At 44.2% G+C, this 14674-nt stretch carries 10 protein-coding genes and 4 tRNA genes; 2 read left to right on the top strand and 12 right to left on the bottom strand.

The genetic code is table 11. The features are described 5' to 3' along the window. Nucleotides 1-166 precede the first annotated feature (166 nt). The 6 genes from KL866_RS19095 to dnaQ form a co-directional block, all read right to left on the bottom strand. Nucleotides 167-243: transfer RNA gene (locus tag KL866_RS19095), tRNA-Asp, on the bottom strand. 32 nt (nt 244-275) lie between these two features. After that, a tRNA-Asp gene (locus KL866_RS19090) sits at nt 276-352 on the bottom strand. A 30-nt stretch (nt 353-382) separates the two neighbouring features. Continuing rightward, nucleotides 383-459, bottom strand: a tRNA-Asp gene (locus KL866_RS19085). A gap of 30 nt (nt 460-489) precedes the next feature. Then, a tRNA-Asp gene (locus KL866_RS19080) sits at nt 490-566 on the bottom strand. Between the two features lie 216 nt (nt 567-782). Beyond that, nucleotides 783-2288: a TIGR03503 family protein gene (locus KL866_RS19075; protein WP_214996523.1), complete on the bottom strand. Its 1506-nt coding sequence runs from the start codon at nt 2286-2288 to the stop codon at nt 783-785. A gap of 320 nt (nt 2289-2608) precedes the next feature. Continuing rightward, nucleotides 2609-3328, bottom strand: a complete 720-nt coding sequence (gene dnaQ / locus KL866_RS19070) for a DNA polymerase III subunit epsilon (protein WP_025254944.1) — start codon at nt 3326-3328, stop codon at nt 2609-2611. Nucleotides 3329-3439: 111 nt separating this feature from the next. On the opposite strand from dnaQ, the gene rnhA reads away from it, so the two are divergent. Continuing rightward, complete coding sequence (gene rnhA / locus KL866_RS19065) at nt 3440-3910, top strand: ribonuclease HI (RefSeq protein WP_025254943.1); 471 nt, start codon at nt 3440-3442, stop codon at nt 3908-3910. Nucleotides 3911-3995: 85 nt separating this feature from the next. On the opposite strand, the gene KL866_RS19060 is transcribed toward rnhA, so the two are convergent. After that, the gene (locus KL866_RS19060; RefSeq protein ID WP_025254942.1) at nt 3996-4973 is read right to left on the bottom strand and encodes an NAD(P)H-quinone oxidoreductase; all 978 of its coding nucleotides are present in this window, start codon (nt 4971-4973) and stop codon (nt 3996-3998) included. Nucleotides 4974-5187: 214 nt separating this feature from the next. On the opposite strand from KL866_RS19060, the gene KL866_RS19055 reads away from it, so the two are divergent. Continuing rightward, nucleotides 5188-6381, top strand: coding sequence for a class I SAM-dependent rRNA methyltransferase (locus KL866_RS19055; protein WP_025254941.1), 1194 nt, complete (start codon nt 5188-5190; stop codon nt 6379-6381). A gap of 112 nt (nt 6382-6493) precedes the next feature. Here KL866_RS19055 and KL866_RS19050 read toward each other — a convergent pair whose 3' ends face one another. The 5 genes from KL866_RS19050 to KL866_RS19030 form a co-directional block, all read right to left on the bottom strand. Continuing rightward, entirely contained in the window at nt 6494-6769 is a 276-nt protein-coding gene (locus KL866_RS19050; protein ID WP_214996521.1) for a DUF2061 domain-containing protein, read from the bottom strand. Between the two features lie 295 nt (nt 6770-7064). After that, a complete protein-coding gene (locus KL866_RS19045) occupies nt 7065-7367 on the bottom strand; it encodes a PilZ domain-containing protein (RefSeq protein WP_025254939.1) in 303 nt (100 codons plus the stop codon). A 325-nt stretch (nt 7368-7692) separates the two neighbouring features. Next, nucleotides 7693-11688: an ATP-dependent RNA helicase HrpA gene (gene hrpA / locus KL866_RS19040; protein WP_251140179.1), complete on the bottom strand. Its 3996-nt coding sequence runs from the start codon at nt 11686-11688 to the stop codon at nt 7693-7695. 171 nt (nt 11689-11859) lie between these two features. Then, nucleotides 11860-13206 carry a Na+/H+ antiporter NhaC family protein gene (locus KL866_RS19035; protein WP_025254937.1) on the bottom strand — a complete coding sequence of 449 codons (1347 nt, stop codon included), beginning with the start codon at nt 13204-13206 and terminating at the stop codon, nt 11860-11862. Between the two features lie 246 nt (nt 13207-13452). Then, nucleotides 13453-14667: an AraC family transcriptional regulator ligand-binding domain-containing protein gene (locus tag KL866_RS19030; protein WP_251140182.1), complete on the bottom strand. Its 1215-nt coding sequence runs from the start codon at nt 14665-14667 to the stop codon at nt 13453-13455. Nucleotides 14668-14674: the final 7 nt, after the last annotated feature.

The raw sequence follows: 14674 nt of genomic DNA, 5'->3' as shown, positions 1-14674 counted from the left end.
GAGGATCTAGAACCGAGGAAATATAAATATATCAATCTTAAATTTTACTAAACAGAGGTTTAAAACAATGCACTGGGCAATTTCAGAAAATATAGATGGAGTGAATAAGAAAGTTTAAAGTTTTCCGATAAGGGAAATTTGAATGAGATGAAAAGCTTATCATTAATGGCGGAGCGGACGGGACTCGAACCCGCGACCCCCGGCGTGACAGGCCGGTATTCTAACCAACTGAACTACCGCTCCGCAATAATGAAAAGCGCGCATTGTTCGATTAATGGCGGAGCGGACGGGACTCGAACCCGCGACCCCCGGCGTGACAGGCCGGTATTCTAACCAACTGAACTACCGCTCCACATAATCGAGATTGCGCTGTATAACTAAATGGCGGAGCGGACGGGACTCGAACCCGCGACCCCCGGCGTGACAGGCCGGTATTCTAACCAACTGAACTACCGCTCCGAAGACCTTTTAGTTATACCATTGAGAGAGTGGCGGAGCGGACGGGACTCGAACCCGCGACCCCCGGCGTGACAGGCCGGTATTCTAACCAACTGAACTACCGCTCCACATCTTCAATGTTATCAGTGAGTTGACTTGGCTGTTGTTGCCCTGTCCCCTGACTGCGGCGCAGATAATACGTATTCCCCCATGTGGAGTCAACGCTTTTTATTAATAAAATTGTCATCTGCGGTTCGTTTGCCTGTTAAATAGTCATTATGTCGAAATAAAATTCAAAGTGAACAATTTAACATCGTACCATCACTAAAGTGATTAAGCCCTCATCAAGACTTTTCAGATTTATTCCCTTTCTTAAACATTCCTAATAGCTTTTTAATACCCTTAGGCGCTTCCTCCATTGAAAGGTCGGCATCTGTCGTTGCTGGGGCTTGCTTTGCTGGTTCAGGCGACGACGTCGAAGACGTGCGCTTTTTACGCATAAAAATTATAACTGCAGCGGCAATAATACCAATAAGTACTATTGAGCCATTGACTGCTATTAAAATAATCGTCAAGGTTCCGTTATCCATTTCTTCTTGCTCATCTTGCGAAGATGCTTCGCTTGACGCCATGGCGGCAGGGTTCGACTCTGGCAACGCTACTAATGGCGCACTACCGTCAACAATTGGGTCTTTCCCATCTATTAATGGGTCTTCAACTTCAGGCTCTTCAGGTCCCTCGGCGACAAAACTAAACTCAGGCACGTCTAAAATAAAGTCTCTTCCATCAACTGTTGTACCATAAGCGGTAACTTTTACTCTAAATACTCCCTCTTCGTAGGCAACAATTAGGTGTTCTCGAGGCTCACTGCCTCCTTCTGTCAAAGAAAAGTTTTGCATATCTGTATTAGGAAACTTTACTTTTCCGTCGACAAGTAACGATTCGATATCCACCAGTTCGCGGTCAACGTCTATTATAATTTTATGGTAACCCTCTTCGCCGCCATTCATTTCTACGTCAATTGAAACTGGGTTGTCATGTAAGACAGTAGGCTTGCCTTCTTGCTCACGGGTATACATTGGAGTAATGACACGAAAAACTGGCTTCCACTCTCCAGCCGCAATCTTCAAGTTAAACTGGCCGGTGAATACGCCGTCTCCAGGGCGTTCATCCATACCCCGCCCATCGTCTTGAAAAGTTGCAATACTCTGATCGCCGGTGCCAAAGTTACCGAAGTTAGGGTTGTTAGTACTTTTGAACTCAATATCAAGCTCAACCACATCTCTAAACTGCTTATTTTCAATTGGCTTGCCATTGTTAGTTAGATAAGCCGTAGACTTTAATATTTCACCAGCAAACAAAACATTAGGTAACGGCTCTGCATGTAACTCAATGTTCGATAACACCATAATTCGACTTTCTGGCAGCACCTGGCCGACGGCCTGCCACGGGCCTGGTACTGGGTTCTTTATCGTAATCATGTCGAAAGTATCAGCATCAAACCACTGAACTTTTTCTTCGTCTACTCGCCCTTGAAACAGTTTGGAACCGTCGGGTCTTACGAGTACCACTGGTGCAGAGCCATACTCTCTAAAAAAAACCATGGTGATTTCTTCAACGTTGTAATCAACCCGAAATCGGTTTTGTAAAAGCTTTATTGAGTTTGTATAGCTATCGCCTAAATCAGTAAGCGGTGAGGTGTCAACAATTTGATTATTTAACTGGGGATTTTGTACAGCACTGTCGGCAAGTTGCCTCGCAGCATCGCGCTCATCTTCTTGCGACTGAGCGCCAGCGCTTAAGTGTATTAACAACAATAAAAAAACTACCCAATAAAACCACACTCTCACGCTACGCTGCTCCTGCAATGTTCGGCTATTTTATTTCTATTTAAACGTGTTTAGCTAGGGCCTGCTGACCTTTGCTGTACATTTTTGCAGCGGTCTGTGTGCCATCTAGACAAGGCGAATGTTTGACGGTTTAGTGGTTCTAAATCGAGAACATTCAACGCAGTATAGATGGCACAAAGGCGCTGCCCGAAGGGGTCGTTATGGAAGCCTTTTACTCTTTGTCACAGTCCTTTAACTGAGCCCGCTAGGCTTACAGGACTGTTTTGCGATTAAAAGACTTCCATTTAGACCAAAATTCGTACACCAAAGGTCAACAGGCCCTAGGACACCTCTTCAGGCTGAGGGCGCCATAAACACTTACCTCCCGCCTTTTCAACAATATCTAAGCGAGCTTCATGCTGTGTTAATTCATCGGCGGTAGCTTTAACAACCTTTAATTTATTTGCGCCTCGTTTAATTCTTCTAATAGCAGTTGAGTCTGCGTCACTGCCTGAACTAGATGCCAGTTTGAGCTTGGTTTGTCCGCCAGTCATTAACAAATAGACGTCGGCCAAAATCTCTGCATCCAGCAAAGCGCCGTGCAGCGTACGATGGCTGTTGTCTATGCCGTAACGCTTACACAAGGCATCAAGGTTGTTTTTCTGACCTGGATGCATTTGGCGAGCAAGGGTTAGAGTGTCGAGGACATCACAGATTTGGTTGGTAATAACGCCTTTCGTCGACGCTTCCATACCAAATTCGTGATCCATAAAGCCAACATCGAAGGGCGCGTTGTGAATAACCAATTGCGCCCCTTTAATAAAGCTCACAAATTCTTGGGCCACTTGAGAAAATGTGGGCTTGTCGGTAAGAAATTCGTTGGTTATACCGTGAACTTCAATCGCCTCTTGTTCAATATGACGGCCAGGGTTGATATAAACGTGAAAGTGATTCCCCGTCAAACGGCGGTTAACGACTTCAACACACCCTATTTCAATAATGCGGTGGCCTTCTTTGGGGTCAATACCTGTGGTTTCAGTATCGAGAACAATTTGGCGCATAGAACCTCTACTATAATTTCACTTTCATTTTTTGATAGTATATCAACCCCTTCGCAATCCGCTAAGGGAAAAGATAAGATAAATTAAGCTAGTTAAACCAAAGGAAACGCTGTGGCTCAAAAGACCATTCACATATACACCGACGGCTCGTGCTTAGGCAATCCTGGTCCGGGCGGGTACGGTGCTGTACTAATTTACAAACAACATAAAAAAGAGTTGAGCGATGGTTTTGCCCACACTACTAACAATCGCATGGAACTATTAGCCCCTATCGAAGCGCTTAATAGTTTAAACGAGCCGTGCAACGTTGAGTTAACTACCGACAGCCAGTACGTAAAAAATGGCATCAATCAATGGATTCATAACTGGCGTAAGAATGGCTGGCGCACTTCCGACAAAAAACCAGTGAAAAACGCAGATTTGTGGATGCGGTTAGATGAGGCGGTAAAAAAGCATAAGATTAACTGGCATTGGGTAAAAGGCCATTCGGGGCACCCCGAAAATGAGCGATGTGACGACCTTGCACGCGGCGCGGCAGAAGCGAAACCAACAAAACCAGATGAAGGCTTTGCTGGAAAGTAAAATACCTCAGTGAAGCGTCTTTAGTGAGAGCCTTTACTAAGGACGTTTACCACGAGCTTTTACCAAGAGCTTTTACCACGAACTATTACCAAGAAATGACCAACTTGCCCTGCGTATCGTTGTTTTCCAATCGCGCATGAGGTTTATCGATATCTTCAATACTATAATGGGTATCTATATTTACATTTAGCTCTTTATTTTCAAAAGCGGGCAAACATACGTTAGAAAAGTCACGTATCAAATCCGCTTTATACTCGTCGCTTCGATTTCTAAGTGTTGTCCCAATAATCGAGGCTCTCTTTCCTAAAAGTAGGGCCATATCAAGGTTATCAGCATACCTTCCTGCTAACATAGCTAGGTAAACCACTTTGCCATCTTGCTTCAGCACTTTAAGATTTCGGTTAAGGTAATCGCCACCGACCATATCAAGTACCATATCAACGCCTTCAGGCCATACTTTTTTTAGAACGTCATCAAACTGCTGCTGTTTGTAGTTAATAAGATGCTCTGCGCCATTACTTTCACAAAGGGTAAGCTTGTCTTGGCTCGATGCTGTTACGGCACTGTGCACGCCCCAATATCGACATAGCTGAGTGGCGGCTAACCCCACACCACTTGCGCCCCCATGTATTAAGGCACGTTCAGCAGGCTTAATATGAGCTATCGTGCGTAAACACTGAAATGCGGTAAGAAAAACTTCGGCAAGACCTGCTGCTTCAAAAAATGGCATGCTCTTAGGGATAATCAATAGGTGAGCAGGATTAACAATGACTTCAGTGGCATAGCCACCACCTGCGACCAAACCAAATACTTCATCACCTTCTTTAAAGGTACTAACATCACTAGCAACTTCTGTTACAACGCCAGCTACCTCTAACCCGAGGATTTCACTTTCCCCTGGCGGAGGTGGATAACTACCTTGACGCTGTAACGTATCTGCTCGATTTACACCGAATGCTTTTACCTCTACTTTTACTTTTCCTGATGTTAACGATAACCCTTCACATTCCTTAACAACCAATTCGCTGGGGCTACATCCCTTTTCAAAATCCACATAGCGCATACTTTGCATCCAATCCTAGTCTTAAAATTTTAATAGTAATTTGTCTACGTACTTCTCTATCAATCAGTTTGGGTTTCTTCTAAGTTTATACCAGTCGGCATAGATAATATTCAACACAGAACCTTTGAAAATGCGTATAATCGCGGCCATTACCGTAAGCATCTAGAATGGCTTACAACAAATAAATATTGTTTAAATTACCACGAGAGCCTACATGTCAGCACAGGTCATATTACAACCATCCAGAGATAAATCACTTCGCCGTAAACACCCTTGGATTTTCGAGAGCGCAGTGGCTGAATTAAAAGGCCGCGCGCGGATAGGCGACACGGTAGATGTTTTCGACTCTGAAGGCGACTGGCTGGGTCGAGGTGCCTACTCTCCAAATTCTAAAATTCGTGTTCGCATGTGGACGTTTAAAAAAGATGAAAGTATTGATAACGGCTTTTTTCTGCGCCGTTTAGAAACTGCACTAGCGCTGCGTAAACGCCTGTTCGACCCTAACAAAACCAATGCTTTTCGCTGGATAGCGTCTGAAAGCGATGGTCTTCCGGGGATCACCATCGATTTATACGATAACGTCGCTGTTCTTCAGCTTTTGAGCGCTGGCGGTGAAAAGCACAGAGATAAAATAGTATGGGCAATTACAAAGCTAATGCCTGATGTTCACATCTATGAGCGCAGTGACGTTGATGTACGCAAAAAAGAAGGGCTAGAGCCTATAACAGGCGTGCTTCACGGTGAGCCACCCATGCAGGTTACTGTAAAAGAAAACGGCATTAATATTGTTGTTGATATAGAGCATGGTCATAAAACCGGTTTCTATCTCGATCAGCGTGATAGTCGTGCGGCAGCTGCACACTACGCGAAAGATGCTGACGTACTAAACTGTTTTAGCTACACAGGTACGTTCTCTTGCTATGCCCTTGCTGGCGGTGCTAAGTCTGTGACTAACGTAGATGTATCTCAGCCAGCTTTAGATTTGGCTAAACATCATGTGGCCATTAATGGATTAAGTGAGGACAAAGCACATTTCGTCAACAAAGACGTATTCAAAGCGCTTAGAGAGTATCACGAGCAGGGCAAACAGTTCGATATGGTCATACTCGACCCACCAAAATTTGTTGACAGCAAAGCTACACTAAATCGCGCTGCTCGTGGCTATAAAGACATTAATATGTACGGCATTCACACAGTTAAATCTGGCGGATTACTGCTGACTTTCAGCTGTTCAGGTCTTATGCCTGCCGATTTATTCCAGAAGGTCGTTGCCGACGCTGCCCTTGATGCTGGCCGCACTATAAAAATTATAGCAAGACTAAATCAAGCTTCTGACCACCCTATTATTGGTAGCTACCCTGAAGGCTATTACCTGAAAGGTTTAGTCTGTGAAGTCACCGACGATTAGAAATGAAAAAGCGCCCTTGATGTTTTAACAATAACCAGGGCGCTTTATACCATTTATTGAATTAACGATAGGTTATGCGAATAGCTTTGAAGCAAGCAATAAACCTTACATTTTAAGAAGCGAAGGTTATATCATTATTTGAAAAACCAGCATTATCTGAAAAGCCATTCGATAGCTGCTGTGAACGCTCATTGGTTTGCCCTTCAGTAACCTCCTCTTTATCCTCTAACTTTTTCCATACCATTTCGTGGAAGTAAAACGCCACAGTATTAATTGCTGGCTCAACTAATGCTACCGCACCACCTACTACCAAGCTGCCTGTAAGTAGGTAGGCTACAGTAAAGGCTACTGAAAAGTGCATAACGGCAAAGGTAATTGTCTTTTTCATAATAATTGCTCTCTCAAAAGTTTAAATCTGTTTGCTTTCGCATTAATGAGAATTATTATCAATTACGTTGGAGAATTAAAATAGAAAAAACTGAACGGCTTATTCGGTTTAATTAATGATAAGAGACGGACTAAAGCGAATATCCAAGCTTGAAGTAAATAAATTAGGCGAGCAACTATTAGAACGTGGTGAAAAGCCGCTTTTAAGGTAATACGATCCATAAAGCGACGTTATATGACGCTTGTATACTTAGGAAAAGGCGAAGGTTAATTTCGCCTTTTCATCTGCGTTAAATCTATTTCATCTGAGAAATTTCGACGCCTATAATACAGCTAGACTCAGATTCAGGTTCACAGCGTACAACCGTTGCTAACGCTGCCAGAGAAGGAATTTGTGAGCTAGATGATTCAATTGCAACATTCACTTGCGTTCCCACTTCAATTGAGGGCTCATCAACTTCCAATGACATACCTGTGGCACTAATATCTCTGCACATTGCCTGCATAGTACGGCTCGATTCATCGTCAGTAACTTGCAACTGACACGGCGAATTTACCATCATCCTGAAAAAATTTCGCTTATCGTCGTATCCCAACATGTCTACATCTCCTGATTTTTAGCATTACGCTGACGACTACAATGTTGTTATAGGGTGATGAGGATAACTTGTCAATCGAACTGTTTGAATTTCACTCAATAATATAACGAAAGTATTAATTGGTATTACCTCTGCCTTTCGATAACAAACCGCCTTTAAAGGTAAACTAGGACGAGCAAGCTTTATCCACGCAAGCAATAAAGCTCGACAGCACCATCAATTGACGAACCTAAAAACAAATAATCGAGGTACTTATTGATCTGCAATCGAAGTACAGGCCTTTTTAACCCAACGTCTTACATACATAAAAATACCAAGTTCGACGTTAAAAGTCCGCTAATTGAAGAGATATACGCTTCGCCGATATAGGGTACGCCGTACCTAGCTGCTGAGCGAATAAAGAAACCCGCAATTCCTCTATCATCCAACGGACATCAATAAGGGCTTGAGGTACTTTACCTTTGGGGTACTTGCTACACGCTTTTTCCCATTCCTTCATCGACTTTTCTACCGTTACCTGATGCATCCTGTCTTTGTTTGGATCGATAGGCAGCTTCTCTAGACGACGGGCTAATCCCTTAATATAGCGGTTCCAGTCATCCAGCTTGCTTTCACCAATTTGAGAGACAAAGCCAGGGAACACCAATGACGCCAAATGCGCTTTACAGTCGCCTAAGGCATTGATCATAGTCAGCGGCACGTTGCCTTTCATCTGCTTTTGGCACTGATGGGCAAGCGTAAGGCCCTGCTCTACCTGAGTGGCAATTTCTAACACTTTGTCGTTAATATTCGCACGAGCAATCTCCAAGCAGGCCTCAAAATCGGATTTATTTCGAATGTCAGTTTCATTGGTTTTACAATAATCGCTGACAATGGCGTCGATACCCGCAAAAATACAATCGTCAATCAGCGCTTTCACTTGTCCAAAAGGATTGAAATAAAGCCCCAATTTGGCTTTATTAGGTAATTTGCTTTGCAAGTAGTTAAGCGGCGACGGCATGGCGTTTTTAATCAAAACATTTACGCCCTGCTTGTGCAGCGCCTGCGCTTTATCGGCTTCTTCAATTAACGTAATATCTACCTTATCGCCCTTTTGCACTAGCGCTGGGAACGCCTGTACTTCAAACCCACCCACCTTTTGCACAAAAGTTTCTGGCAAGCTTTCGAAATCCCACTGTTCAATGTTGTTGCGCTCTAATTCTGGTGTCGCGGCTTTTTCAAAGGTTTGCTTTACCTGTCCTGCACATTGCTGTTTAAGCGTATGAAGGTCGTCACCTTTGGCTATATCATCACCGTTGTCATTTACTACAGCAAAGTGCATTTTTAAATGCTTATCAAGCTGAGCTAAGTTCCACTCTTCGCTTTCAATAACAACGCCAGTCATTTTACGAAGCTTATCGGTAACCGCTTCAAGTAAAGGCAGGGGGCGATTGTTTTTATCGGTTTCACTAATATCGGCAAGGCAGGCATCTGCAAAGTTCGGTGCAGGCACAAAGTTGCGACGTAAGCGTTTAGGTAAGGTTTTAATTAAACCGACTATGAGGTCGTGTCTAAGCCCCGGCACTAACCAGTCAAAACCTACACTATCGACTTGGTTAAGCACTGGCAGCGGGATCACTACCGTTACACCATCATCTTCAGCGTTAGGTTCAAAGTTGTAACGAAGCGGCAGCGTGATATTGCCTTGACGCCATACATCAGGAAACGTGTTCGCTACCGACTGGCCTGGCTGCTGACGATACACGTCTTCTTCTTTAAACGTTAAGCTATCGTTACTTCCGTGCTGTCTAAACCACTTTTTAAATGCCGCATCGTTGTTAGCTTCAATAGGAACACGTTTTGCGTAAAAGCTCACAAGCTCTTCGTCATCGACAATCAAATCGCGACGTCGTATCTTTTGCTCGAATTCGTCAGCTTGTTCCAGCAATGCCTGATTTTCTTGTAAAAAGCCGTAGTTGAGCTTGGTGTTACCTTCTACTAAGGCCTCCCGAATAAACAATTCATGGCAAATTGGTGGGTCGATTAAGCTGTAAACCTTTGCGCGCTTCATCACAATAGGCAGCCCAAACAGAGTAACCTTTTCAAACGCAATAACCGCGCCGCGCTTTTTAGACCAATGAGGCTCAGAATAGCTTCTTTGCACAACGTGCTCGGCCAAAGGCTCTACCCATGCGGGGTCTATTTTGGCCACCATACGGGCAAATAGTTTAGACGTTTCTACAAGCTCGGCAGCCATTACCCATTTTGGCTGCGACTTTGATAACCCTGAGCCTGGGAAAATTAAAAAGCGTGAATTGCGTGAGCCCATATACTCACGTTCTTTATCTTTAAACCCCATATGCGACAACAAACCGCTGGCGATAGCCTGGTGAATGGCCTGATAGTCGGCTTCTTGCTTTGAAATGCCAAAGCCCAATTCAGCAATAGACTTTTTAAGCTGACTTACAATGTCTTGCCACTCGCGCATACGCAAATAGTTGATGAAATTCTGCTTACACCATTTACGAAGCTGATTTTGGCTTAATGCGTTTTGCTGCTCTTTAAATGCCACCCACAAGTTGTAAAGGCTTATGAAATCTGAATCTTTGTCGTGATATTCACTGTGCTTCTCGTCTGCTTGCTGGCGTTTTTCCTGAGGTCGCTCTCGCGGGTCCTGTATAGAAAGCCCAGCCGCAATCACCATTACTTCACCAAGCGCATTTGTGCGCTCGGCTTCTATAACCATACGTGCATAGCGAGGGTCGATGGGCAAACGCGCCACCTGACGACCCAGCGGGGTAAGCTGCATCCTGCCGCTTTGCTTGGTTTTTCGATTATCTTTGCCTTTCCCGATAGCTTGAATTTCTTCAAGTAAGCGAAATCCGTCGTTGATGTTGCGGTTGTCCGGTGGCTGAACAAACGGAAATGCAGCGATGTCGCCTAACCCCAGTGCAAGCATTTGTAAAATAACCGACGCTAAGTTGGTGCGAAGGATTTCTGGATCAGTAAATTCAGGGCGCCCTAAATAGTCATCTTCACTGTAAAGGCGAATACAAATACCATCGGACACACGGCCGCATCGCCCTGCCCGCTGATTCGCTGAAGCTTGAGAGATTGGCTCAATAGGCAGGCGCTGCACTTTACTTCTGGCGCTATAGCGTGAAATACGGGCGAACCCGGGGTCTATTACGTATTTGATACCGGGTACGGTTAATGAGGTTTCGGCAACGTTGGTGGCAAGTACAATGCGCCTACCACTGTGAGACTGAAATATGCGGTTTTGCTCTGCAGCCGATAACCTAGCGTAAAGCGGTACAATTTCAGTATTGCGATAATGCTGTTTGCTTAAAGCATCTTGGGTATCGCGTATCTCGCGTTCACCGCTTAAAAATACCAGAATGTCACCTGGTGCTTCACGCATTAGCTCGTCGACAGCGTTTACGATGGCATCACTTTGATCAATGTCGTCATCATTGTCTTCTGGGGCGTGATAACGAATCTCCACCGGATAAGTACGTCCACTCACTTCGATAATTGGCGCATTATTAAAGTGTTTAGAAAAGCGTTCTGGGTCGATGGTCGCTGACGTAATGATAAGTTTTAAATCAGGGCGTTTATCCAACAGCTGGCGCAGATAACCTAGTAAGAAGTCGATATTAAGGCTTCGCTCGTGAGCCTCATCAATGATGATAGTATCGTACTGATTTAAGAAACGGTCTTGCTGCATTTCAGCTAGCAGCATACCGTCGGTCATAAGTTTAACGTAGCTTCGCTCGCTTACCTGATCGCTAAAGCGAATCTTAAAACCTACCTTTTCGCCAAGGGGCGTGTTTAGCTCTTCGGCGATACGTGTAGCCACACTTCTTGCTGCTAAACGCCTTGGTTGAGTGTGGGCTATCATGCCATTCACACCGCGACCTAGTTCTAAACATATTTTAGGTAGCTGTGTGGTTTTACCCGAGCCAGTCTCACCGGCTACGATAACCACTTGGTTATTAGCAATCGCTTCTTTGATATCTTCTTTTTTATCGCTAACCGGCAGCGGCGGATACTCAACCTTAGGAAGGTTGTTTCGTCGCCAATTGCGCTTTTCTATTGATGTATTGATGTCGCTTTCTAATTTCTCGAACTGCTTTTTTAGGCTTTCTTGGCTAACTGAGTTCTTTTTTGAGTCACTCTGCTTGTTTGCATGATTGTTTGCATTTTTGACTACTTTAGACGTTTGCTGTGCATCGCCTTGCACTTCAGAACTTGAACTATTTGTCGCCTCTTTCCTTTCATTTTCTTTACCGCCAGATGCATCATTAACTTTCTGCGTAAGCTGCGTGATCCTGCGCTTCAAACGAAATTTATCTGCGCTTAAACAATCATCAAGTTTGTTTAAAGAGGTTTTATTGCAAGTGGTGAAGACAAAGTGACATCCTAAAGCGAGTTTCTAATCATCAATAAAATTCGGGCGGTGATCCTAGAAGATACCGCCCTAAAAAGCCAGTGCGTTAAGCGTTACGAGAATTTAAGCGCTTTGGGTTAATTCATCGTCTTGGGGCGTTTTAAATCGAGGGAAGCCAAACCAAATGGCCGCCACACCAAACACAAAAATAAGCATGGGGTACCAGCAATACGGCGTAATTGCCAAAGGTGAAATGCCCACTACGGCCGCTGCGCTTAAGAGCTGCGCTCCGTAAGGGACCAAGCCTTGGAAGCTACACGAAAAGATATCCAGTAATGACGCGGTACGGCGTGGGTCTACTCCATATTTTTCGTTCAAATCTTTCGCAATAGGACCTGCGGTAACAATGGCAATAGTATTGTTGGCCGTTGTAATATCTAAAAAGCTGACTAAACCAGCAATACTAAATTCCGCGCCTTTCTTAGACGTAACTTTGCGAGTTAAACGCTCAATTAACCAAGTGATACCGCCATTTGCGTGCATAAGCGCCACAATGCCGCCTATGGTTATGGCTATCATGGCTAAATCTTGCATCCAACCCATGCCTTTTTGAATGCTTTGCATCATCGAAAGTGGCGTAAAGCTGCCTTGAACCAAACCTACTACGCACGCACTGGCTACACCCACTGCAAGTACGCTTATAACGTTAAACCCTGTTAGCGCAAACGCAATAATGCATAAATACGGCACTATGCGCCAAAAATCATAGCTGCCGCCTTCAACAATACCTGAGGTATCCACATCAACCATAAGCAGTAACGCCATAGTGACGATGCAGGCTGGTACAGCAACCATTAAGTTTGCTTTGAATTTGTCCTTTAGCTGTACCCCTTGCGTTCGTGTCGCTGCAATTGTGGTGTCTGAAACAAACGAAAGGTTGTCACCAAACATAGCGCCACCCACCACAATTCCCAGTGCCATTTCCACCGGCAGCCCTAGACTTGTGGCAAGACCTGCTCCAATAGGCGAGAGCGCGGTAATAGTGCCCATTGACGTGCCCATGGAAAAAGATATGAAACAGCAAATTAGAAACAGGCCTGGCAATATCAGTGCTGAAGGCACAAATTGTAGCGCCATGTTAACCGTAGCATCTCGTGCACCAATATCGATGGTTACCGCGTAAAACGCACCTGCCAGCAGGAATATAAATACTAAGAGAATAATGTTCTTGTCACCACCGCCTTTACAAAATGTTTGTACCTTTTCAGAAAAGCTAACTTTTCTGCCTTTTGGATTCAAACATAAGCCATACCCGGCACTAATGAAAAACGCCACCAAAATAGGCATTGCGGTGATGTCATTTGTGGTGATGCCTGTTACAACGACAAGGATCACAAAAAGCAAAATAGGCGTTAAACCTAGTGGATTTGGAGCAATAGAATTTGCTGCAATGTCATTGTTTTCGTGCACAGAAACTCTCTTTTTGGGTTTTATTGCATGCTAGCAACGTTTTAAAGGCTACGCTGAAAAGCCACCTGCCGGTTGCGAGTGCGTAAGACAAAGCTTCAACAAGACAGCGTTGAAACAGTCTTTGACGGTGAAAAGCTAAAGCAGTAAAGGATAAAAGGTTTTAAGGGCGTTGAAAAGAAGTTTACCTCTTAACGGCTAACTCATCTGATAGTTATATCTAGTTTTTTTTAAATTTTAAGCTTTTGGTTAACCCCGCAGTTCGCTGGGGGTTTTGCCGGTAAGTCGTTTTACAGTACGACGAAAATTAGTTGAGTCGTTAATGCCCATTGCACCTGCAGCAAACTCGTTGCTAACTTTATTAACTGACAAAAGCATTACCGCATGATTGCGGTGAACTTCTTCAGATAACGAGCGAAAGCTAACGCCAAACTCCTTCAATTTTCGCTTCAAGGTAGCCACGCTGATACCCAACTTTCCTGCTAATTCGGGTAACCCAGTGTTTGCGGTTTGTGCGCTAAATGCATCGATGTAATGCCTGACAAAATCCGGCAAAGACAAATATGGTTGCAGTGTAGTAAGAGGCCCTGATTTTGATAAGGTGGCATTGCCGCCTAATAAACTGTTGTCTACTAAATAGCTTGATGAGACCTGTGGTTCAGAAACATCTGCCACTTTACTTATCGATTTTAAGGGCTGAAGCAATACATCCTTTTCAATACAAATACTGTTAAAGGGGCTATTAAACGATAACGTAAGACCAAGGTGGGTTTCATAATCAGCGATGTTTTTCGGCCGACTACCCGTAAACGTAAAGGATAGACGTATTCGCTTATTAGCAATACTTCTTAACAGTGAAACGATACTTGCAAATGCCATTTCAATAGCGAATAAAGATAGCTTGCTGCTAACCCCAGTTAACTGCGGTACCAATACTATATTATTTGCGCTTTCAAAACGCTGAAATTGACATAGCGGTAGGTTACACCATCTAAATGTTTGCCGATGAGTGAGGTGAAAAAGTAGCGCTTCGACATTTTCGCATGCTGCTAACACATGCAAAGGACTGTGCTGCCACTGCGAAGCTAAAGCACCACCGAGCATAAAGCTGACGTCACTACTTTTTGTTTGGGCATCTACATTCCCTAACAGCGATGAATATTGTTTTATGCTTAGTAACGAATCACTTTGTAAGGCATCATCAAAAATACCGGTTCCTCGCAGCAACTTATTTTTATTAGCACCTCTTGATAGCGCAACATCCAGTGCAGCCCGCACCAACCAAAACCCAAGAATCACTTTATCTTGAACAGACATCACAACATTAGCACTAGCAAAGACACCCATGCCAAGGTCATCAGCTTCTCCTTTTGCAGAGACACCCACGCCAAGCTCATCAGCACCCACATTTGCAGAGACACCCACGCCAAGCCCACCAGCACCACCTTTTACAGAGACACCCATGCCAAGC

This window comes from Alteromonas sp. ALT199 (assembly GCF_018619335.1).
GTDB lineage: Bacteria > Pseudomonadota > Gammaproteobacteria > Enterobacterales > Alteromonadaceae > Alteromonas.
The sequence above is the reverse complement of the archived record's forward strand: the minus strand, read 5'-3'. Positions and strand labels throughout refer to the sequence as shown.